This window comes from Roseateles paludis (genome assembly GCF_039872745.1).
In the GTDB taxonomy this organism is placed as follows: Bacteria; Pseudomonadota; Gammaproteobacteria; order Burkholderiales; family Burkholderiaceae_C; genus Pelomonas; species Pelomonas paludis.
The window spans coordinates 410,135-427,818 of sequence record NZ_JBDPZD010000001.1 but is presented as its reverse complement, the minus strand read 5'-3'; the positions used below and the strand labels follow the sequence as shown (position 1 = coordinate 427,818).

The following is a 17,684-nucleotide window of genomic DNA, read 5'->3' as shown; positions in this document are numbered from 1 at the left end:
TCACTTCGTGTCCTGGATGGTCTTCACCAAACGCTGCAGGTCGGGCGTGTTGACGAACTTGGCGACCACGGGCGCCACGGCCTTTCGGAAGGCCTCTTTGTCGGCGTCCACCAGCTGCGCGCCCGCCGCCTTGGCGGCTTCCAGCGACTTGGCCTCCTGCGCGTCCCAGGCCTGGCGCTGCACCACGACCGAGGCGCGTGCGGCCTCGCGCAGTTGCTTCTGCTGCTCGGGCTTGAGCTTGTCCCAGATGCGCTTGCTGATGAAGAGCACATCGGGCGTCATCGCATGCTCGGTGCGGCTGTAGACCTTGGCGGCCTCCATGTGGCGGAAGCCCTCATAGGACGGCAGGTTGTTCTCGGCCGCGTCGATGAGGCCAGTCTTGAGGCCGGTGTAGACCTCGCCGATAGGCATGGGCGTGGGGTTGGCGCCGATGGCGGTCATCGCGGCGATCCACAGGTCGGTCTGCGGTACGCGGATCTTCAAGCCCTTGGCGTCGGCCGGCGTCTTGATGGGCTTCTTGGCGTAGATGGAGCGGGCGCCGGCGTCATAGATGGCCAGGCCCACCAGCCCCTGGTGCTCGCAGGCGGTGAGCAGCTCGTCACCGGCCGGGCCGTCGATGGTCTTGCGCATGTGCTCGACCGAGCGGTAGAGAAACGGCAGGGCCGGCACGATGAGCTTGGGGCACATGGCCGAGAGCGGCGCCGCGTGTACGCGCGTCATCGCCAGGGCGCCGAGCTTGACCTGGTCGATGGTCTCCTTCTCGCTGCCGAGGGCTCCCTTGTTGAAGACCTTGACGGTCAGTGCACCACCGCTGCTCTTGGCCAGCAGCTGGCCCAGGTGCTTGACGGCCGCGACGGTCGGGTAGTCATCGCTGTTGTGCACGTCGGCGGACTTGAGCTCCAGCGCACCGGCGGTGGTCGCCAGCAAGGCGGCGGCGAGCAGGGTCAGGGTCTTCTTCATGAGTGGGTTCCTGGCTACTTGGAGACCTGGGTGAACAGCGAGGCCCAGCCGGCCTTGGGGCTCATGTCCTGCAGGTTCCAGTCGGCTTCGACGAAGGGGCGCTGTGTGGGCTTGCGCTGCGGGTGGCCGGCGGGGTTGTTGTCCAGCTCGTCGTTGATGAGCTGGCCTCGGTCTTCGGCGATGTCGGAGAGCTGCTTGAAGTCCAGCGGGTCGCGCGCCCAGGGCCGCGAGCCGACGAAGAGCGGTAGCACGCGCTCCAGCTCCTGCGGTGTGAGCCACTTGAGGCCCGCGGGCAAATAGGGCTCGCGCACCGACACGATCTGCGCCGGGCTGGTGGTGTAGCGGCCGGTCATGGGCAGCGGCTGGCCGAAGCGGTCCACGGCGAGGTTGTCCGCCAGGAAGAGCTCCACATCCCCCACGCCGCCAAGGCTGAAGAGAGGCACCTTCTTCTCGGTGCCCGGCCCGGCGCGGTAGGCATTGCCCACCAGCGTGACCTTGCCCACCTGGTAGGGCCGGCCCACCCACTCGTGCGCAATCAGGTTGTAGTGGACGGCCTTGGTGCCGGGGTTGTAGATGAGGTTGTTGACCATCGCGCCCCAGGCGCCGCCCTTGAACAGCGCATTGCGCTCGCGGTTGGACGCGTAGACATTGCCCAGCAGCAGCAACTGCGTGACGTTGTCGTGGATCAGGCTGCCCTTGCTGTGCTCGCCCTTGATGTGCACGGCCTCGCCGAGGCCCTCGTAGATGAGGTTGTGGCTGTAGGTGACGGCGTGCGAGGTGGCCTCGCGCCAGTCATCGGGCGTGGCGCCTTCAAAGCGCTTGCCGCTGGTGGAGAGGTTCTCGTCTGTCGCCCACGAGAAGCTGCAGTGGTCGACGATCACCCGCGCCGAGCCGGTGGCGGTGGAGAGCCCGTCGTGGTCGTTGCCGCTGCGCTTGGCCCGCCCGTAAGCGCCGGGCCGAATGCTGAGGTGCTGAATGATCACGTCGCGCGCAAACACCACCAGCTCGCCCTTGATGAGGGTGATGCCGGGGTCCGGCGCCGTCTGGCCGGCGATGGTGACGCGGCCTTCGCGCAGGGGCCAGCTCTTGCCTTGCAGGTCGATCACGCCGCCCACCTCGAAGACGATGGTGCGCGGCCCGGCAGTGTCGAGCGCGGCCTTGAGGCTGCCCGGGCCGTCGCTGGCCAGCGTGGTCACGCGCACGATGCGCCCGCCTGCGCCGCCGTTCGTTTGCGCCCAGCCCTTGGTGACGAAGGTGGCGGGGTGCAGGGGCCCGATGGCCTCATGGGTGGGTGCCGTTTGCGCCTTTGCAGACAGCAGGCTGAAGCTCAAACCCAGGGCAAGCAAGGCGCGTGAGGACATCAGGACTCCATCAAATCAAGCATGGCCTCGGCGGGAATGATGGCGCCGGGGTGCTGGATGACACGCGCCGCGAGGCAGTTGCCGAAGGTGGCCGCGTCAAGCGCCGAGGCGCCCTGCAGGCGGCGCGACAGATAGCCGGCGCCGAAAGAATCGCCCGCTGCCGTGGTGTCCACCACGCGCGCCACGGGCTCAGTGGGCGCTTCGGCCCAGGCCTCCCCGGCACCGCGCACCAGGGTGGGCTCGGCGCCGCGCTTGATGATGATCTCGGCCGGCGCCAGCTGCTGGGCGGCGGCCTGCGCGTCGGCCAGGCTGGCGTGGCCATACAGAAGCTGGTGGTCGTCCAGCGTGATGAGGGCGGTGCTGGCCAGCGCAAAGGCGCGGTCGAACACGGCGCGGGCCTCCGGGGCCGAGGGCCACAGGCGCGGGCGGTAGTTGTTGTCGAACACCACCTGCGCCCCGCGTGCGCGCAGCCGGCCCATCAGCGCAAAGAGGCGCTCGCGGGCTTGCGTGTCGAGGATGGCGAGGCTGATGCCGCTGAGGTAGAGCAGGTCGATCTCGGCCTCGCGCGCTTCCAGCGGCGTGGTGGCGGCGTCAAAGTAGGCGCGCGCGGCGCTCTGGCTGCGCCAGAAGTGAAAGGCCCGCTCGCCGTTGGCCGCCAGCTCAATCAGGTAGAGCCCCGGCAACCGCCCGGCAATGCGCTGCACCATGCCCACCCCCAGCCCGGCAGCAAGCCAGCGGTCCAGCATCTGCTGGCTCAAGGGGTCGTCGCCCAGCGCGCTCACAAAGTGCACGGCCAGCGCCGAGGGCGGGCTGCAGCGGCGCAGGTAGATGGCGCTGTTCCAGGTGTCGCCGCCCATGGTTTGGCGCATGTCGCCAAAGGGGGCGCCCTGCAGCTCCAGCATGCATTCGCCAAAGAAAGCCACTTGCAGGGGACGAGACATCGGGGCGCCTTGATACTTCGGTTCTGCCTGCACGGGCGTCGGCAAGCTTGAATTGTCGAAACAGTGTTCCATTTTGCTAGAGTTTGCGTTTTAAAGACTAGGGGCAAGCCCGAGAAGCCTCGGGGCCTGCCTGCTGGCGCTGCTGGAGTTGCCGCTTGAGTTCCACCCCCATCGCCCCGCCCGCCCCTCCCGCTCCTTTGTGCCTGCGCGTCCACCCCTCGGACAACGTGGCTGTCGTTGCCAATGATGGTGGCCTGCCGGCCGGGACGGCTCTGACCGGCGAGTTTGCCGGGCTTCAGCTGCGTGAGGCCGTGCCCCAGGGCCACAAGCTGCTGCTGACCGACCTGCCCGAGGGCGCCGAGGTGCGGCGCTACGGGGTCGTGATCGGCCGTCTGCTGCAGGACTTGCCCGCCGGCAGCTGGGTGCATGAGCGCCGCCTGCAGATGCCCGACGCGCGCGGCCTCGTCGACCTGCCCATGGCCACCCGCGCGGCGCCCAGCTGGGAGCCTTTGAGCGGCCACAGCTTCGAGGGCTACCGCAACCCGGACGGCAGTGTTGGCACGCGCAACCTGCTGGCCATCACCACCACCGTGCAGTGCGTGGCCGGCGTGGTGCGGCACGCGGCCGAGCGCATCCGCCGCGAGCTGCTGCCGCGCTACCCCAATGTGGACGGCGTCGTCGCGCTGGAGCACAGCTACGGCTGCGGCGTGGCCATCGATGCGCCAGACGCCGTCATCCCCATCCGCACCCTGCGCCACATCAGCCTCAACCCCAACTTCGGCGGCGAGGCCCTGGTCGTGTCCCTCGGCTGCGAGAAGCTGCCGCCGCAGCGCCTGCTGCCGGCTGAATCCATTCCCATCGGCCGCGTGCCCCACGGCATGGGCCAGGTCTGCCTGCAGGAGCAGGACGGCTTTGCTGCGCAGATCGAGGCCATCTGCCGCCAGGCCGAGCAGCATCTGGCCCGCCTCAACGCCCGGCGCCGCGAGACCGTGCCCGCCAGCGAGCTGGTGGTGGGTGTGCAGTGCGGTGGCAGTGACGCGCTCTCGGGCCTCACGGCCAACCCGGCGGTGGGCTTTTGTGCCGACCTGCTGGTGCGTGCCGGCGCCACCCTCATGTTCTCGGAGAACACCGAGGTGCGCGACGGCATCGCCCAGCTCACCGCCCGCGCGGCCACACCCGAAGTGGCCGAGGCTCTCGTGCGCGAGATGGCCTGGTACGACGCCTACCTGCAGCGCGGCCAGGTGGACCGCAGCGCCAACACCACGCCGGGCAACAAGGCGGGCGGGCTGTCCAACATCGTCGAGAAGGCGATGGGCAGCATCGTCAAGTCGGGCTCGGCGGCCATCAGCGGCGTGCTCGCTCCCGGCGAGAAGCTCGCCCCCGGCCAGCGTGGCCTGATCTACACCGCCACCCCGGCCAGCGACTTCATCTGCGGCACCCTGCAGATGGCGGCGGGTATGAACCTGCACGTCTTCACCACCGGCCGCGGCACGCCCTATGGGCTGGAGGCCGTGCCGGTCATCAAGGTCGCCACGCGCAACGACCTGGCCCGGCGTTGGCACGACTTGATGGACCTCAACGCCGGCCGCATCGCCACCGGCGAGGCCACGATCGAGAGCGTGGGCTGGGAGCTCTTCCAGATGCTGCTCGACGTGGCCAGCGGCAAAAAGAAAACCTGGGCCGAGCACTGGGCGCTGCACAACGCCCTGGTGCTGTTCAACCCCGCACCGGTGACTTGATGCAGTTCAAGGCGGGCCCGGGGGCGTCGCCCCTAGGCTCGCGCCATGACTGCCCACATGCCCACCTACGACCTGCGGCCCCTTGCGCCTTATCAGCGCCACGAGCTCGCCTTCAGCAGCTTTGATGCGCTTGCCGTCGGGCAAGCCTTCGAGTTCATCAACGACCACGAACCGCGTGGCCTCTTGATCCAGATGGCCGAGCAGCGCCCAGGCAGCTTCGACTGGCAGGTGATGGAGAGCGCCCCGGGCGTCTGGCGCATCCGCGTCACGCGGCTCGACAGCGCTGCTGCCGCGCCTGACACTGGCGGCTGCGGCGGCTGCAGCTGCGGTGGCAAGACTTGAGAGCTGGCTTGACGACATGGCCGACGAGACTCTGATCCAACAAGCCTGGGACTGCCTGCGCGAGGTGCTGGACCCCGAGCTGGGCGTCAACGTCGTGGACCTTGGCCTGGTCGAGTTCATCCAGGAGACGGCGCAGGGCCTGCTGGTGCGCATGACGCTCACCAGCGCCGCCTGCCCGATGGCCGACATGCTGCTCGACGACGTCGAGGACCGGCTCAATGCGCTGCTCACGCCGCCGCGCGAGACGATGCTGGAGCTGTCGTTCAACCCACCCTGGACCCCCGAGCGCATGAGCGCGGCCGGGCGCGAGCAGCTCGGCTGGCAAGCCGGCCCCCCATGAGGCGACGCGGCCCGACACCGTGGCCGCGCTTTGCCTTGCTGGGGCTGGGCATGTCGGTGCTGGTGGTGGGCATTGCGGGCGGCCTGCTGCGCCTGGGCTGGCCGCTGCCAGTGCCGCTGGCGGCGGCCTGGCATGGCCCCTTGATGCTGTGCGGCTTTTTCGGCGTCGTGATCGGGCTGGAGCGCGCGGTGGCCGTGGGCCAGGCCTGGGCCTATGGGTCGCCCGTCTTCAGCGGCCTGGGCGCCTGGGCGCTGCTGGCGGGGCAGGCGCAGCTCGGGTTTGCGGGCTTTGCGCTCGGCAGCGCGGTGCTGCTGGCCGCCACGGTGGCGGCGGCGCGGCGGCAGCCCGAGCCCTTCATGGGCGTGCTGGCCCTGGCCGTGGTGGCCGCGCTGTTCGGCCAGGGGCTCTGGTGGCTGGGGGCGCCGTTGCGCGCCGGCCTGCTGCCGGCCTTCGCCTTCCTGGTGCTGACCATCACCGCCGAGCGGCTGGAGCTGTCGCGCTACGTGCCGCGCCCGCCGCAGGCCGCGCCGCTGCTGGCCGTCATCGTGCTGGCGCTGCTGGCGGCCTTGGCGCTGCCCGAGCCCTGGGACGCGCACGCCTTTGGGCTCGGCCTGGTGGCGCTGGCCGCCTGGCTGGGCGCCTGGGACCTGGCCCGCAACACCGTGCGCCAGCGCGGGCTGCCACGCTTTGTGGCCGTGGCGCTGCTGCTGGGCTATGTGCAGCTGCTGGCGGCCGGCCTGCTGCTGGCGCGCTGTGGGCTGCAGGCCGGCACTGCCAGCTATGACGCCGCGCTGCATGCGCTGGGCCTGGGCTTCATCTTCTCCATGGTGTTTGGCCACGCCCCGGTGATTGCGCCGGCCGTGCTGCGGGTGCAGCTGCGCTACCACGCCGTGCTCTACCTGCCGCTGGCCGTGTTGCATGCCTCGCTGCTGCTGCGCGGGGCAGGCCTTGCCCTTGAGCAGCCGGCGCTGCGGCGGCAGTCGGGCCTGGTGTCGGCCGTGGCCATCGGCAGTTTTGTGCTGCTGCTGGTGCTGTTGAATCTGTTCAAGCGTTCACGACGCTCGCACTGAGTTCGCTCGGGCGCGCACCAGCCTGTGCACTGCTTCGGCGCAGCCATGCGCCACAAACCCGCATGAACACGGGCCAAAACGGCGATTGACGGCGAAGAAGGGCCTAAAAAAGCTGGCACGCCGCTTGCGGGTTATGACCTGTCATAACAGGTTGGTGCAGACATGCGAGCTGGACGTGACCCCGGGCTGAAGCGCGTTGACGAGACCTCTGAAGAGGGCGCCGCCATCGCCACCCTGCCGCTCTACACGCAGATCCGCGAAGTGGTGCGGCGGCGCATCCTGGACGGCAGCTACGCCCCGCACTCGCAGATGCCCTCCGAGGCCCAGATGATGGAAGCCTTCGGGGTCAGCCGCATCACCATCCGGCAGGCGCTCGGAGACCTTCAAAAGGAAGGCCTGATCTTCAAGGTGCCCGGCAAGGGCAGCTTCGTCTCCAAGCCCAAGGCCTTCCAGAACCTCTCGCGCCTGCAAGGCTTTGGCGAGGCCATGACGCCCGCTGGCTACGAGACCTACTCCCAAGTGCTCTCGGCCCGCGCCGTGCCGGCCGAGGCCGCCGTGGCCCAGCGCCTGCAGGTGGCGCCTGGCGAGAAGGTGTTCGAGATCCAGCGGCTGCGGCACCTGAACCGCGAGCCCATCTCGGTCGATGTCAGCTACTTCCCGCTGCTGCTGGGCCAGCGCCTGGCGCAGGAAGACCTGCCCGCGCGCGACATCTTCGTGATCCTCGAAAACGACTACGGCCTGCACCTCACGCATGCCGACGTGAGCATCGACGCCATCTCGGCCACCGAGCCGCTGGCGCGCCTGCTGCGCACGCCCGAGGACGCGCCCTTGCTGCGCATCGAACGCCTCACCTTCGCCGACGACCAGCCGCTCGACTTCGAGTACCTGTACTACCGCGGCGACGCCTTCCAGTACCGGCTGCGCGTGGAGCGCAGCTGAGCCAACCCGTCACGCCGCAACGCAAACCAAGGATCGATATGCCCAGCCCTTCGTTCCCTTCTGCGTGCCCCCCGTCTCTACTACGCGCCCCTCGCGCCGGAGCAGCCCCATGAACCTCATCGAACATGAATTCGACCTCGTCGTCATTGGCGGCGGCACCGGCGGCCCCATGGCCGCCGTCAAGGCCAAGGAGGCCAACAAGAACCTGCGCGTGCTGCTCATCGACAAGGCCCACGTCAAGCGCAGTGGCGCCATCAGCATGGGCATGGACGGGCTCAACAACGCCGTCATCCCCGGCCACGCCACGCCCGAGCAATACGTCAAGGAGATCACCGTCGCCAACGACGGCATCTGCGACCAGGAAGCCGTGATGGCCTATGCGGCGGGCAGCTTCGACATGATCCAGGAGCTGGACCGCTGGGGCGTCAAGTTCGAGAAGGACGAGACCGGCGACTACAGCGTGCGCAAGGTCCACCACCTCGGCGCCTATGTGCTGCCCATGCCCGAGGGGCACCACATGAAGAAGATCCTCTACCGCCAGCTCAAGCGCGCGCGGGTCGAGATCACCAACCGCGTGATCGTCACGCGCATCCTGACCGGGCCCGACGGCCAGGTTGCCGCCGTGATGGGCTTTGACTGCCGCACCGCCGAGCTGCACCTCATCAAGACCAAGGCCGCCGTCATCACCACCGGCGCCGCCGGCCGCCTGGGCCTGCCGGCATCGGGCTATTTGATGGGCACCTACGAGAACCCCACCAACTGCGGCGACGGCCACGCCATGGCCTATCACGCCGGGGCCGAGCTGGCGAACCTCGAGTGCTTCCAGATCAATCCGCTGATCAAGGACTACAACGGCCCGGCCTGCGCCTACGTGACCGGCCCCCTCGGGGGCTACACCAGCAACGCCAAGGGCCAGCGCTTCATCGAGTGCGACTACTGGTCGGGCCAGATGATGCAGGAGTTCTACAACGAGCTCGCCGGGGGCAATGGCCCCGTCTTCCTCAAGCTCGACCACCTGGCCGAGGAGACCATCCAGAACATCGAGACCATCCTGCACACCAACGAGCGCCCCAGCCGCGGGCGCTTCCATGACGGGCGGGGTACCAACTACCGCCAGCAGATGGTCGAGATGCACATCAGCGAGATCGGCTTTTGCAGCGGTCACAGCGCCAGCGGCATCCACATCAATGCGCGCGGCGAGACGCGCGTCAAGGGCCTCTACGCGGCGGGCGACTGCGCCAGCGTGCCGCACAACTACATGCTCGGCGCCTTCGTCTACGGCAAGCTCTGCGGCGAGAACGCAGCCGCCTACTGCGCCGAGGTCGGCCACGTGGCGCACGACGGTGACGCCCAGGCCAAGGAGGCCACGCGCATCCTCACGCCACTCGGCAAGACCGAGGGCCTGCAGCCCAACCAGGTCGAGTACAAGACCCGCCGCTTCGTCAACGACTACCTGCAGCCGCCCAAGGTCACGCGCAAGATGCAGATCGCGCTGACCCGCTTCGACGAGATCCGCGAAGACCTGCAGCACATGGCTGCGCCGGGCCCGCACGAGCTGATGCGGGCGATGGAGGTGCACTCCATCCTCGACTGTGCCGAGATGGCCGCCCGCGCCTCGATGTTCCGCACCGAGAGCCGCTGGGGCCTGTACCACGCCTACGCCGACCACCCCGGCCGCGACGACGAGAACTGGTTCTGCCACTCCCTGCTCGGCAAGGACGCGCAAGGCCAGATGAGCCTGCGCAAGAAGGCCGTCGAGCCCTATCTCTTCGAGGTGGACGAGGAAGAGCGCACCGCCTACCAACGCCTGCGCATTGCGCCGCAAGCCGCTTGATCACCGCCTGATCGAACCCAGGAGACCGCCATGACCCTCGCCCTCACCGCCACCCAGGTCCCCGTCCGCGTGGACGAGAGCAAGTGCATCGCCGAGAAGGGCTGCACCGCCTGCGTCGATGTCTGCCCCTTGGACGTGCTGGCCATCGACCTCACCAAAGGCAAAGCCTTCATGAAGTTCGACGAGTGCTGGTACTGCCTGCCCTGCGAGCAGGACTGCCCCACCGGCGCCATCGAAGTGGACATCCCCTACCTGCTGCGCTGAGACGGCCACCATGAGCACCGCAATCACCCACCGCCTGCAAGACCCCGACGCGGCCGTGCGCCGCCTCGCGGTGATGGACCTGCCCTACAGCGACGAGGACGACATCGTCCCCCTGCTGCTGCCCATGCTGACTGACCCCGACGCCAGCGTGCGCACCGAGGCCGTCCGCGCCCTTGAAGGCCAGGAGGAGCCCGAGGTCGTCGAGGCCCTGGCCGCCCGCCTGCTCGACGCCGACGCCGCCGTGCGCAAGGCCACCGGCGAGGTGCTGGCCGAGCTCAAGCTCGCTGCGTCTGCTGATCCGCTGCTGCCCATGCTGGCCACCAGCCATCCGGCCGAGGTGCGGGCCATGGCCTTCCGCGCCATCCGGGCGCTGCGCGACCCGCGTGCCTTCGCCCCGGCGCTGGGCTCGCTGCGCGATGCCGACGCCACCGTGCGGCGCGATGCCGTCGGCGTGCTCGGCTATCTGCGCGACGAGGCCGCGCTCGGTGAGATCGCCGAGGTGGCCGCCAACGACCCCGACCCCGAGGTGCGCCGCGTGGCCGTCGGGGCGCTCGGCTATGCCAGCAGCATCAGCGTGCTGCCCTCGCTGACCCGTGCGCTCGTCGACAGCGTCTGGACCGTGCGCGATGAAGCCGCGCAGACCCTGGGCAAGCTGCGCATGGCCCCGGCTGTGCCTGACCTGGTGCGCGCCATGGACGACGCCTACTGGCAGGTGCGCCTCAAGGCCGCCCGTGCGCTGGGCGTGCTCAAGGCCGAGGCCGGCCTGCCAGCCCTGGTGCAGGCGCTCAGCCATGAGGTCAGCAATTTGCGCAAGGAGGCGGCCATCGCGCTCGGCAGCATCGGCGACCGCCGCGCCATCGCCCCGCTCGAAGCCGCGCTGGCCGACCCCGACCCCGATGTGCGCAAGCTCGCGCGCCTCGCGCTCACCGCCATCGGCCTGGCCCAGGAGGCCAAAGGAGCTGCGTCATGACCTTTGTCGTCACCGAAGCCTGCATCCGCTGCAAGTACACCGACTGCGTCAGCGTCTGCCCGGTGGACTGCTTCCACGAGGGCCCGAACTTCCTCGTCATCGACCCGTCCGGGTGCATCGACTGCGCCGTTTGCGTGCCCGAATGCCCCGTGCAGGCCATCACCGCCGACACCCAACTCACGCCCGAGCAGCAGCCCTACCTCGCGCTCAACGCCGAACTGGCCGCGCTGTGGCCCGTCATCACCCAGGCCAAAGACCCGCTGCCCGATGCCGAGCACTGGGCCCAAGCCACACCCAAGCGCGCCGAGCTGCAGCTCAGCCCCTGAACTGAGGGCAGCCACGGCATCGCTCTTGCATTGAACCGATCGAGACCCCCCGATTCGCCTAGGAGTACTGACCATGACCCGCCCCCTCGCTCGCTGGCTCACCGTCTTGTCTCTCGTTGCCGCAGGCAGCGCCGCCACCGCTGCCCCGCAGGAGGTGGTGATCGGGATCGGCACCCAGAACACCACCACCAACACCGTCACTGGCGGCGTGGTGCTCAAGGAGCTCAAGCTGCTGGAGAAGCACTTGCCCAAGACCGGCAAGTACAAGGACATCGTCTTCAAGCTCGACTGGCAGAACTTCACCAGCGGCCCGCCCATCACCAACGGCATGATGGCCAAGAAGCTGCACATCGGCATGATGGGCGACTACCCGCTGCTGGTGAACGGCGCCACCGGCCAGAGCCAGCCCGGCAACGAGACGCAGCTGATCGCCGTCATCGCCTACAACGCCTTCGGCTCGGGCAATGGCGTCGTCGTGCACAAGGACTCGCCCTTCTACGAGCTGGCCGACCTCAAGGGCAAGAGCGTCTCGGTCCCCTTCGGCAGCGCCGCCCACGGCATGCTGCTGCAGGCCATGCAGACGCGGGGCTGGTCCGAGAACTTCTGGAGCCTCTCCAGCCAGAGCCCCGAGGTGGGCACCACCAACCTGCAGGAGAAGAAGCTCGACGGCCACGCCGACTTCGTGCCCTTCTCCGACCTGCTGCCCTTCCGCGGCTTTGCACGCAAGATCTTCGACGGCGCCGAGACCAAGGTGCCCACCTTCCACGGCGTCGTGGTACGCAAGGACTTTGCCGAGCAGTACCCCGAGGTCGTCGTCGCCTACATCCGCGCGCTGATGGAGGCCAATGACTGGCTGCGCAGCAACCCCGCCGCCGCCGCCGCCAAGATCGAGGAGTGGACCAAGATCGAGAAAGAGGTGGCCTACCTCTACCTCGGCCCCGGTGGCATCCACACCCTCGACCCCAGCATCAAGCCGCGCTGGCTCGACGCCATCAAGATCGGCCACGAGGTGCTGACCAAGCTCAACCGCGTCAAGCCGCTGGACATCAATGCCTGGGTCAACGAGAGCTATGTCAAGCAGGCCTTCGCCCAGCTCAAGCTCGACTACGCCGCACAGAAGCAGACCCTGGCCAACTACGACATCACCGGCACCGACGCCTTTTGCAAGCAGCCGGTGACGCGGCCCAAGGAGGCCGGCGAGGTCTGGCTCGACGGCGCGGCGCCGGCCCCGCATGCCAGCGCGCTGTGCACGCTGGGGGCGCTGAGCAAGGCGCAAGCCAGTGGCAAGAAGCTGCGCGTGGCCTATGTCTACGACAAGGCGCTGGGCATCAAGGTGTTTGCCGACAAGGCCTTCTATTCCATGGTCGCCACCGACCCCAAGAAGCCCCAGATCATGCCCTTCCTGCTCAAGAAGGACGCCGAGGCCCACGCCGCCAGCAGCGGCGGAAAACTGGCCAGCTACAGCGAGGCGCTGGCCGCTGCGGCGGCCGCCTTCTGACCTCTTTGCTCTAGACGGGAGCGCACCATGTCCTCGGTCCCCTTGCGAGCCTTGACGCTCGATCCTGCAGCCGGGCCGCCGGCTGTCAGCCTCGTGGTTCCTGCGCCCGCGGCGCGCACGCCGCCCGCTGCCATGGCGCCTGTGGCCGCTTCGCCGGCGGCATCCTGGCTGCGCGCGCTGCGGCGCCAGGCCCTCGGGCTGCTGCTGGGCGCGGTCTCACTGGGTGGGCTGCTTTTGTTCTGGCACCTGGCCACCACCTACCGCTGGGACTTCTACATCCGCTTCACCAACCTGCCCACGCCGGCCGAGGTCTTCACCCAGCTGCAAACCGCGCTGGCCTCGCAGAAGTTCCTCACCAATGTCGGCATCAGCCTGCGGCGCATCGCGCTTGGGTTTGCCGTGGCCACGCTGCTGGGCGTGGGCCTGGGGTTGTTGGTGGGCCGCTACCGGTTGGCGCGGCAGCTGCTCTTCCCGGCCTTCGAGGCACTGCGCCCCATCCCGGCCATCGCCTGGGTGCCCATCTCCATCATGCTCTGGCCCGACAACGAGGTGAGCATCGTCTTCATCACCTTCATCGGCGCCTTCTTCCCCATCCTGCTCAACACCGTGAGCGGCGTGCAGGCGGTGGATGCCGTGCTGCTGCGCGCCGGCCAGTGCCTGGGAGCGCGTGAGCCGCAGCTGATGTGGCATGTGGTGCTGCCCGGCGCCGCGCCGCAGATCTTCACCGGCCTGGCCGTGGGCATGGGCGTGGCCTGGGTGTCCTTGATCGCGGCCGAGATGATCTCGGGCCAGTTCGGCATCGGCTACTTCACCTGGGAGTCCTACTCGCTGATCGCCTATGCCGACATCGTGCTCGGCATGATCACCATCGGTGTGCTGGGCCTCGCGTGCAGCTGGCTGATCCGGCTGGCCAGCCATGTGCTGCTGCCCTGGCAGGCCTTCACCAAGCTTGGGGGCCAGACATGAACGGGCACATCGAGGTCAAGGACCTGGGCGTCCGCTTTGGCGACGTGGTGGCCGTCGATGGCGTCAGCCTCGACGTCAAGCCCGGCGAGTTCGTCTCCATCATCGGCCCCTCGGGCTGCGGCAAGAGCACCCTGCTCAATGTGGTGGCTGGCTTCACCCCGGCCACGCAGGGCGAAACCAGTTTGGACGGCGTGCGCATCACCGGCCCGGGCAGCGACCGTGGCGTGGTCTTCCAGCAGTACTCGCTGTTCCCGTGGATGAGCGTGCGCAAGAACGTCGAGTTCGGGCTGCGCATGCAGGGCATGGGCCGCTCGCAGCGCGAGGGTGCGGCGCGCACCCTGCTCGGCCTCGCTGGCCTGCTGCCCTTCGAGAACCACTACCCCGACCAGCTCTCCGGCGGCATGAAGCAGCGCGTCGGCATCGTGCGCGCCCTGGCCACCAGCCCGCAGGTGATGCTGATGGACGAGCCCTTCGGCGCGCTCGATGCGCAGACGCGTGTCGTCATGCAGCAGATCCTCACCAATATGTGGCAGCGCATGAAGCTGTCGGTGCTCTTCATCACGCACGACATCGAGGAGGCCATCTTCCTGTCTGACCGCGTCTTCGTGATGACCGCGCGCCCGGGCCGCATCAAGGCCGAGGTCGAGATCCCGCTGCCGCGCCCGCGCACGGCGGACATGATGTCCTCCACCGCCTTTACGCAAGTGCTGCACAAGCTGCGCAACCTGATCCGCGAGGAGAGCCTCGCCGCCATGGGCGACGAGCTCGGCGATCACGGCCTGGAAGGCTTTGATGTGCACGTGGGCGAGCAAGGCATGCGCGAGGTGGTCTGAATGCCAGCCACCCCTGAAGCCCTGACCGACCACAGCGCGAGTGGCGTGCTCGAAGTGCGCTGGTCTGATGGCAGCGTGCACGAGCTGCCGCATGCCCTGCTGCGCCGCCGCTGCCGCTGCGCGGCCTGCGAGCAGCAGCGCCGCAGCGGCGCCACCATCGCGGTGGCCGAGGGCGTCCGCCTCACGGCCCTCCACCCCATCTCCAACCAGGGCCTGAACCTCGTCTTCAGCGACGGCCATGGCCGGGGCATCTACCCCTGGGCCTATCTGGCGGCGCTGGGGGCTGAACTCAGCCCCGTCGCCTGAGCGCCATGCAGGACCCGCCGCTGCCCCTGTCTGCGCCGGCGGCTCCTGCCACCCCGCGCTGGTGGCTGGCCTGCCAGGCGCGCTGGTCGGGGCTCTTGCTGTGCATCGTCATCGGCTTGGCAGCTGCGTTTGTGTCCAAGGCCCACGGCGGGCCGCAGCTGCTTTATGCGCTGCTGTTTGGCGTGTCGCTGCACTTCCTGCATGAGGACCCGCGCATCGCCCCCGGCCTGGCGCTGTGCAGCGGCCTGCTGCTGCGCCTGGGCGTGGCCCTGCTGGGCGTGCGCATCACCTTTGGCCAGATGGTGGGTTTGGGGCTGGGCACGGTGCTGGCCGTGGCCGGCAGCGTGGTGGCCACCCTCGGCTTCGGGCTGTGGCTGGCGCGGCGCCTGGGGCTGAGCCCCGCGCAGGGCGTGCTCTCGGGCGGGGCTACGGCCATCTGCGGGGCCTCGGCGGCGCTGGCCATCGCGGCCGTGCTGCCGCGCAGCCGCGAGCAGGAGCGCTTCACGGTGCTGGTGGTCATGCTGGTCACGGCGCTGTCGACCTTGGCCATGCTGGCCTACCCGGTGGTGGCCCATGCGCTGGACCTGTCGCCCCGGCAGTCGGGCATCTTCTTCGGCGCTGCCATTCACGACGTCGCCCAGGTCGTGGCCTCGGGCTATTTGCTCGGCACGCAGGCGGGCGACACGGCGACCCTGGTCAAGCTGCTGCGCGTGGCCTCTCTGGCCGGCGTGGTGGCCGTGGTGTCGCTGGCCTGGCGGCAGGGGCCGCAGGCTGGCGCGGTGCGAGGCGGAGCCCTGCGCACCGTGCCCTGGTTCCTGTGGGTGTTCTTCGGCCTCGTCGGCCTGCAGTCGCTTTGGCCCATGCCGGTGGCCGTGGCCACGGCGGCCACCGAGCTCTCGCGCGACTGCATCACCCTGGCCATTGCGGCTTTGGGCGTGCGCACGTCCATGCAGGCCCTGGTGCACAGCGGCTGGCGGCCGGTGCTGCTGATGGTGGCCGAAACCGTGTGGCTGGCCGGCCTGGTGCTGGCCTGGGTGCTTCTCGGCACCGCCCGCTGAAGGGGTTTCAGAATCATGCTGCACTGCGGGACAATCCTGGGTTTTGCCGAGGCTTGCCGGCTTTGCTGGCGGGCCGGGGCCCGGCGCGGTGCTGTTTGCGGCGCCAGCAGGCCTCTCCATCGGGCCGCCGCCCCTCTGCGCCCAGAGGGCAGCAGGCCCGCGGCGGACCCCAAATTTTCATCACGACCCAACCGATTCAGGCCATGGCCAACTTTGCCAACGAGCGCGTGCTGAGCGTTCACCACTGGAACGACACGCTGTTTTCCTTCCGCACCACGCGTGATGCGGCTTTGCGTTTTCACAATGGTCACTTCGTGATGATTGGCCTGCCGGTGGATGGCAAGCCCCTGCTGCGGGCTTACAGCATCGCCAGCCCCAATCACGAGGAATACCTGGAATTCCTCAGCATCAAGGTGCAGAACGGCCCGCTCACCTCGCGCCTGCAGCACCTGAAGGTGGGCGACGAGCTGATCGTCGGCCGCAAGCCCGTGGGCACCCTGGTCATCGACGACCTCAAGCCCGGCAAGCGCCTGTTCCTGTTCTCGACCGGCACGGGTCTGGCGCCCTTCATGAGCATCATCCAGGACCCCGAGACCTATGAGCGCTTCGAGCACGTCGTCCTCGTGCACGGCGTGCGCCAGGTCAGCGAGCTGGCCTATGCCGACTTCATCGAGAAGGAACTGCCCGCGCACGAGTACCTGGGCGAGCTGGTGAGCGGCAAGTTGCTCTACTACCCCACGGTCACGCGCGAGCCCTTCCGCAACCAGGGCCGCCTGACCGACCTGCTGGAGAGCGGCAAGCTCTGCGAAGACCTCGGCCAGCCGCCGCTGGACCCCGCGACCGACCGCGCCATGATCTGCGGCAGCCCCGGCATGCTGACCGATCTGTCCAAGATCCTCGACGCCAAGGGCTTCAAGATCAGCGCGAGCCAGGGCGAGCCGGGCGACTACGTGATCGAACGCGCCTTCGTCGAGCGCTGAGCCTCGTTTTTCGCGGGCGCCAGGTCAGCGCCCCGTTGGCTTGGGCAGGGCCCACATCAGGCCCCGCGTGATCAGCGCCGGGAACACCGTGGCGTGGTCCTCATCGCCCAGCACCTGGCTCTGCAGGTTCAGGCCTTGGTAGCGGTGTGAGCGCATCTGCGCGACGAAGCGCGCGAGGTCGCCCACCATGTCGTAGTGGGTGTCGTAGCGGGGCACGCCCTTCCTGATCTGCTCAAAACTCCCGATGTAGAAGCGCACCTGGGCCGGCATTTGCCGGTGGGTGCTGGCGTAGCGCCGCTCGGCCTCGAACGCGTGGTGGTCGTCGTACCAAAGCGAGGGGCTGCCCAGCACATAGTGGCTGAAGAGCGTGGGCTCGGTCAGCAGGGCGTGGATGCCCAGCAGCGAGCCGTAAGAGTGGCCGACGTAGATGCGCCGACCGGGGTCCGCCCGGTAGCGGCGCTCGACGGCGGGCAGGGCCGTGGTGCGCAGATAGTCGAGATAGGCCGCTGCCTGGCCGTAGGCCCCGGGGCGCTCGTCGCTGCCCGGCTTGGCGTGGCGGTCGGTGGGCGTGTAGTCCCGGTTGCGGCTGGTGGTGCCGCTGTCGCCCTTGGCGTAGGACAGGCCCACCAGGATGAAGTCCTCCAGGCCGACGCCGTGGTCCCGCACGCGCGCCGCAATCGCACGGACGAGCGGGAAGGCGTACGCCGCGTCGGTGACGTACACCACCGGGTAGCGCCGGTTGGACTGCGCATAGCCTTTGGGCAGGGCGACGAAGGCCTCATAGACCCGCCCCAGCGCGGGCGCAGGGATGGGCAGCACCTCGGTATCTGCCAACTGATAGGCCGGCAAGGCCGCTTCCTGGGCAGGCTGTGCCAGGGCCAGTGGCCAGGGCGCGATGAGGCCCAGGACGCAGATCCACGAAAGCAAGCGATTGGGCATGGGCGTGGAGGAGGGGGC

At 68.8% G+C, this 17,684-nt stretch carries 19 protein-coding genes; 15 read left to right on the top strand and 4 right to left on the bottom strand.

The annotated features are described in order from the left end of the window. From ABDJ85_RS02045 to ABDJ85_RS02035, 3 genes are read right to left on the bottom strand one after another with little or no spacing between them, the layout of a single operon-like run. Entirely contained in the window at nt 1-960 is a 960-nt protein-coding gene (locus tag ABDJ85_RS02045; protein WP_347703058.1) for a TRAP transporter substrate-binding protein, read from the bottom strand. A 14-nt stretch (nt 961-974) separates the two neighbouring features. Further along, nucleotides 975-2,321 (bottom strand): pectate lyase family protein, encoded by a 1,347-nt coding sequence (locus tag ABDJ85_RS02040; protein WP_347703057.1) that lies wholly within the window; start codon nt 2,319-2,321, stop codon nt 975-977. Beyond that, nucleotides 2,321-3,262 carry a sugar kinase gene (locus ABDJ85_RS02035; protein WP_347703056.1) on the bottom strand — a complete coding sequence of 314 codons (942 nt, stop codon included), beginning with the start codon at nt 3,260-3,262 and terminating at the stop codon, nt 2,321-2,323. The genes ABDJ85_RS02040 and ABDJ85_RS02035 overlap by 1 nt, the downstream gene beginning before the upstream one ends. Nucleotides 3,263-3,417: 155 nt before the next feature. On the opposite strand from ABDJ85_RS02035, the gene garD reads away from it, so the two are divergent. From garD to ABDJ85_RS01960, 15 genes are all read left to right on the top strand, one after another. After that, nucleotides 3,418-5,001 carry a galactarate dehydratase gene (gene garD / locus ABDJ85_RS02030; RefSeq protein WP_347703055.1) on the top strand — a complete coding sequence of 528 codons (1,584 nt, stop codon included), beginning with the start codon at nt 3,418-3,420 and terminating at the stop codon, nt 4,999-5,001. A gap of 45 nt (nt 5,002-5,046) precedes the next feature. Then, nucleotides 5,047-5,343 (top strand): DUF2249 domain-containing protein, encoded by a 297-nt coding sequence (locus ABDJ85_RS02025; protein WP_347703054.1) that lies wholly within the window; start codon nt 5,047-5,049, stop codon nt 5,341-5,343. A 16-nt stretch (nt 5,344-5,359) separates the two neighbouring features. Further along, nucleotides 5,360-5,683 carry a metal-sulfur cluster assembly factor gene (locus ABDJ85_RS02020; protein ID WP_347703053.1) on the top strand — a complete coding sequence of 108 codons (324 nt, stop codon included), beginning with the start codon at nt 5,360-5,362 and terminating at the stop codon, nt 5,681-5,683. Beyond that, the gene (locus ABDJ85_RS02015) at nt 5,680-6,753 is read left to right on the top strand and encodes a DUF8744 domain-containing protein (protein ID WP_347703052.1); all 1,074 of its coding nucleotides are present in this window, start codon (nt 5,680-5,682) and stop codon (nt 6,751-6,753) included. The genes ABDJ85_RS02020 and ABDJ85_RS02015 overlap by 4 nt, the downstream gene beginning before the upstream one ends. Before the next feature lie 162 nt (nt 6,754-6,915). Beyond that, a complete protein-coding gene (locus ABDJ85_RS02010; RefSeq protein WP_347703051.1) occupies nt 6,916-7,692 on the top strand; it encodes a GntR family transcriptional regulator in 777 nt (258 codons plus the stop codon). 109 nt (nt 7,693-7,801) lie between these two features. Beyond that, the gene (locus ABDJ85_RS02005) at nt 7,802-9,526 is read left to right on the top strand and encodes a fumarate reductase/succinate dehydrogenase flavoprotein subunit (protein WP_347703050.1); all 1,725 of its coding nucleotides are present in this window, start codon (nt 7,802-7,804) and stop codon (nt 9,524-9,526) included. 30 nt (nt 9,527-9,556) lie between these two features. Next, the gene (locus ABDJ85_RS02000) at nt 9,557-9,790 is read left to right on the top strand and encodes a 4Fe-4S dicluster domain-containing protein (RefSeq protein ID WP_347703049.1); all 234 of its coding nucleotides are present in this window, start codon (nt 9,557-9,559) and stop codon (nt 9,788-9,790) included. A gap of 10 nt (nt 9,791-9,800) precedes the next feature. Beyond that, a complete protein-coding gene (locus ABDJ85_RS01995) occupies nt 9,801-10,760 on the top strand; it encodes a HEAT repeat domain-containing protein (RefSeq protein ID WP_347703048.1) in 960 nt (319 codons plus the stop codon). Beyond that, nucleotides 10,757-11,086, top strand: coding sequence for a ferredoxin FdxA (gene fdxA, locus ABDJ85_RS01990; protein ID WP_347703047.1), 330 nt, complete (start codon nt 10,757-10,759; stop codon nt 11,084-11,086). The genes ABDJ85_RS01995 and fdxA overlap by 4 nt, the downstream gene beginning before the upstream one ends. Nucleotides 11,087-11,159: 73 nt before the next feature. Next, nucleotides 11,160-12,584: an ABC transporter substrate-binding protein gene (locus ABDJ85_RS01985; protein ID WP_347703046.1), complete on the top strand. Its 1,425-nt coding sequence runs from the start codon at nt 11,160-11,162 to the stop codon at nt 12,582-12,584. A 27-nt stretch (nt 12,585-12,611) separates the two neighbouring features. Next, nucleotides 12,612-13,550, top strand: coding sequence for an ABC transporter permease (locus ABDJ85_RS01980; protein WP_347703045.1), 939 nt, complete (start codon nt 12,612-12,614; stop codon nt 13,548-13,550). Beyond that, entirely contained in the window at nt 13,547-14,383 is an 837-nt protein-coding gene (locus tag ABDJ85_RS01975; RefSeq protein ID WP_347703044.1) for an ABC transporter ATP-binding protein, read from the top strand. Before ABDJ85_RS01980 ends, ABDJ85_RS01975 begins: the two co-directional genes overlap by 4 nt. After that, complete coding sequence (locus ABDJ85_RS01970; protein WP_347703043.1) at nt 14,384-14,689, top strand: gamma-butyrobetaine hydroxylase-like domain-containing protein; 306 nt, start codon at nt 14,384-14,386, stop codon at nt 14,687-14,689. Between the two features lie 5 nt (nt 14,690-14,694). Then, nucleotides 14,695-15,747 carry a YeiH family protein gene (locus tag ABDJ85_RS01965; RefSeq protein ID WP_347703042.1) on the top strand — a complete coding sequence of 351 codons (1,053 nt, stop codon included), beginning with the start codon at nt 14,695-14,697 and terminating at the stop codon, nt 15,745-15,747. A gap of 203 nt (nt 15,748-15,950) precedes the next feature. Continuing rightward, the gene (locus ABDJ85_RS01960; RefSeq protein WP_347703041.1) at nt 15,951-16,727 is read left to right on the top strand and encodes a ferredoxin--NADP reductase; all 777 of its coding nucleotides are present in this window, start codon (nt 15,951-15,953) and stop codon (nt 16,725-16,727) included. Between the two features lie 24 nt (nt 16,728-16,751). On the opposite strand, the gene ABDJ85_RS01955 is transcribed toward ABDJ85_RS01960, so the two are convergent. After that, the gene (locus ABDJ85_RS01955) at nt 16,752-17,666 is read right to left on the bottom strand and encodes an alpha/beta hydrolase (RefSeq protein ID WP_347703040.1); all 915 of its coding nucleotides are present in this window, start codon (nt 17,664-17,666) and stop codon (nt 16,752-16,754) included. Between the last annotated feature and the right edge of the window lie 18 nt (nt 17,667-17,684).

What these genes read in the sequence shown, in the direction of transcription:
- ABDJ85_RS02045 (WP_347703058.1), bottom strand. Translation starts at nt 960, where the DNA reads ATGAAGAAGACCCTGACCCTGCTCGCCGCCGCCTTGCTGGCGACCACC.
- ABDJ85_RS02040 (WP_347703057.1), bottom strand. Translation starts at nt 2,321, where the DNA reads ATGTCCTCACGCGCCTTGCTTGCCCTGGGTTTGAGCTTCAGCCTGCTG.
- ABDJ85_RS02035 (WP_347703056.1), bottom strand. Translation starts at nt 3,262, where the DNA reads ATGTCTCGTCCCCTGCAAGTGGCTTTCTTTGGCGAATGCATGCTGGAG.
- ABDJ85_RS02025 (WP_347703054.1), top strand. Translation starts at nt 5,047, where the DNA reads ATGACTGCCCACATGCCCACCTACGACCTGCGGCCCCTTGCGCCTTAT.
- ABDJ85_RS02020 (WP_347703053.1), top strand. Translation starts at nt 5,360, where the DNA reads ATGGCCGACGAGACTCTGATCCAACAAGCCTGGGACTGCCTGCGCGAG.
- ABDJ85_RS02015 (WP_347703052.1), top strand. Translation starts at nt 5,680, where the DNA reads ATGAGGCGACGCGGCCCGACACCGTGGCCGCGCTTTGCCTTGCTGGGG.
- ABDJ85_RS02010 (WP_347703051.1), top strand. Translation starts at nt 6,916, where the DNA reads ATGCGAGCTGGACGTGACCCCGGGCTGAAGCGCGTTGACGAGACCTCT.
- ABDJ85_RS02005 (WP_347703050.1), top strand. Translation starts at nt 7,802, where the DNA reads ATGAACCTCATCGAACATGAATTCGACCTCGTCGTCATTGGCGGCGGC.
- ABDJ85_RS02000 (WP_347703049.1), top strand. Translation starts at nt 9,557, where the DNA reads ATGACCCTCGCCCTCACCGCCACCCAGGTCCCCGTCCGCGTGGACGAG.
- ABDJ85_RS01995 (WP_347703048.1), top strand. Translation starts at nt 9,801, where the DNA reads ATGAGCACCGCAATCACCCACCGCCTGCAAGACCCCGACGCGGCCGTG.
- fdxA (WP_347703047.1), top strand. Translation starts at nt 10,757, where the DNA reads ATGACCTTTGTCGTCACCGAAGCCTGCATCCGCTGCAAGTACACCGAC.
- ABDJ85_RS01985 (WP_347703046.1), top strand. Translation starts at nt 11,160, where the DNA reads ATGACCCGCCCCCTCGCTCGCTGGCTCACCGTCTTGTCTCTCGTTGCC.
- ABDJ85_RS01980 (WP_347703045.1), top strand. Translation starts at nt 12,612, where the DNA reads ATGTCCTCGGTCCCCTTGCGAGCCTTGACGCTCGATCCTGCAGCCGGG.
- ABDJ85_RS01975 (WP_347703044.1), top strand. Translation starts at nt 13,547, where the DNA reads ATGAACGGGCACATCGAGGTCAAGGACCTGGGCGTCCGCTTTGGCGAC.
- ABDJ85_RS01970 (WP_347703043.1), top strand. Translation starts at nt 14,384, where the DNA reads ATGCCAGCCACCCCTGAAGCCCTGACCGACCACAGCGCGAGTGGCGTG.
- ABDJ85_RS01965 (WP_347703042.1), top strand. Translation starts at nt 14,695, where the DNA reads ATGCAGGACCCGCCGCTGCCCCTGTCTGCGCCGGCGGCTCCTGCCACC.
- ABDJ85_RS01960 (WP_347703041.1), top strand. Translation starts at nt 15,951, where the DNA reads ATGGCCAACTTTGCCAACGAGCGCGTGCTGAGCGTTCACCACTGGAAC.
- ABDJ85_RS01955 (WP_347703040.1), bottom strand. Translation starts at nt 17,666, where the DNA reads ATGCCCAATCGCTTGCTTTCGTGGATCTGCGTCCTGGGCCTCATCGCG.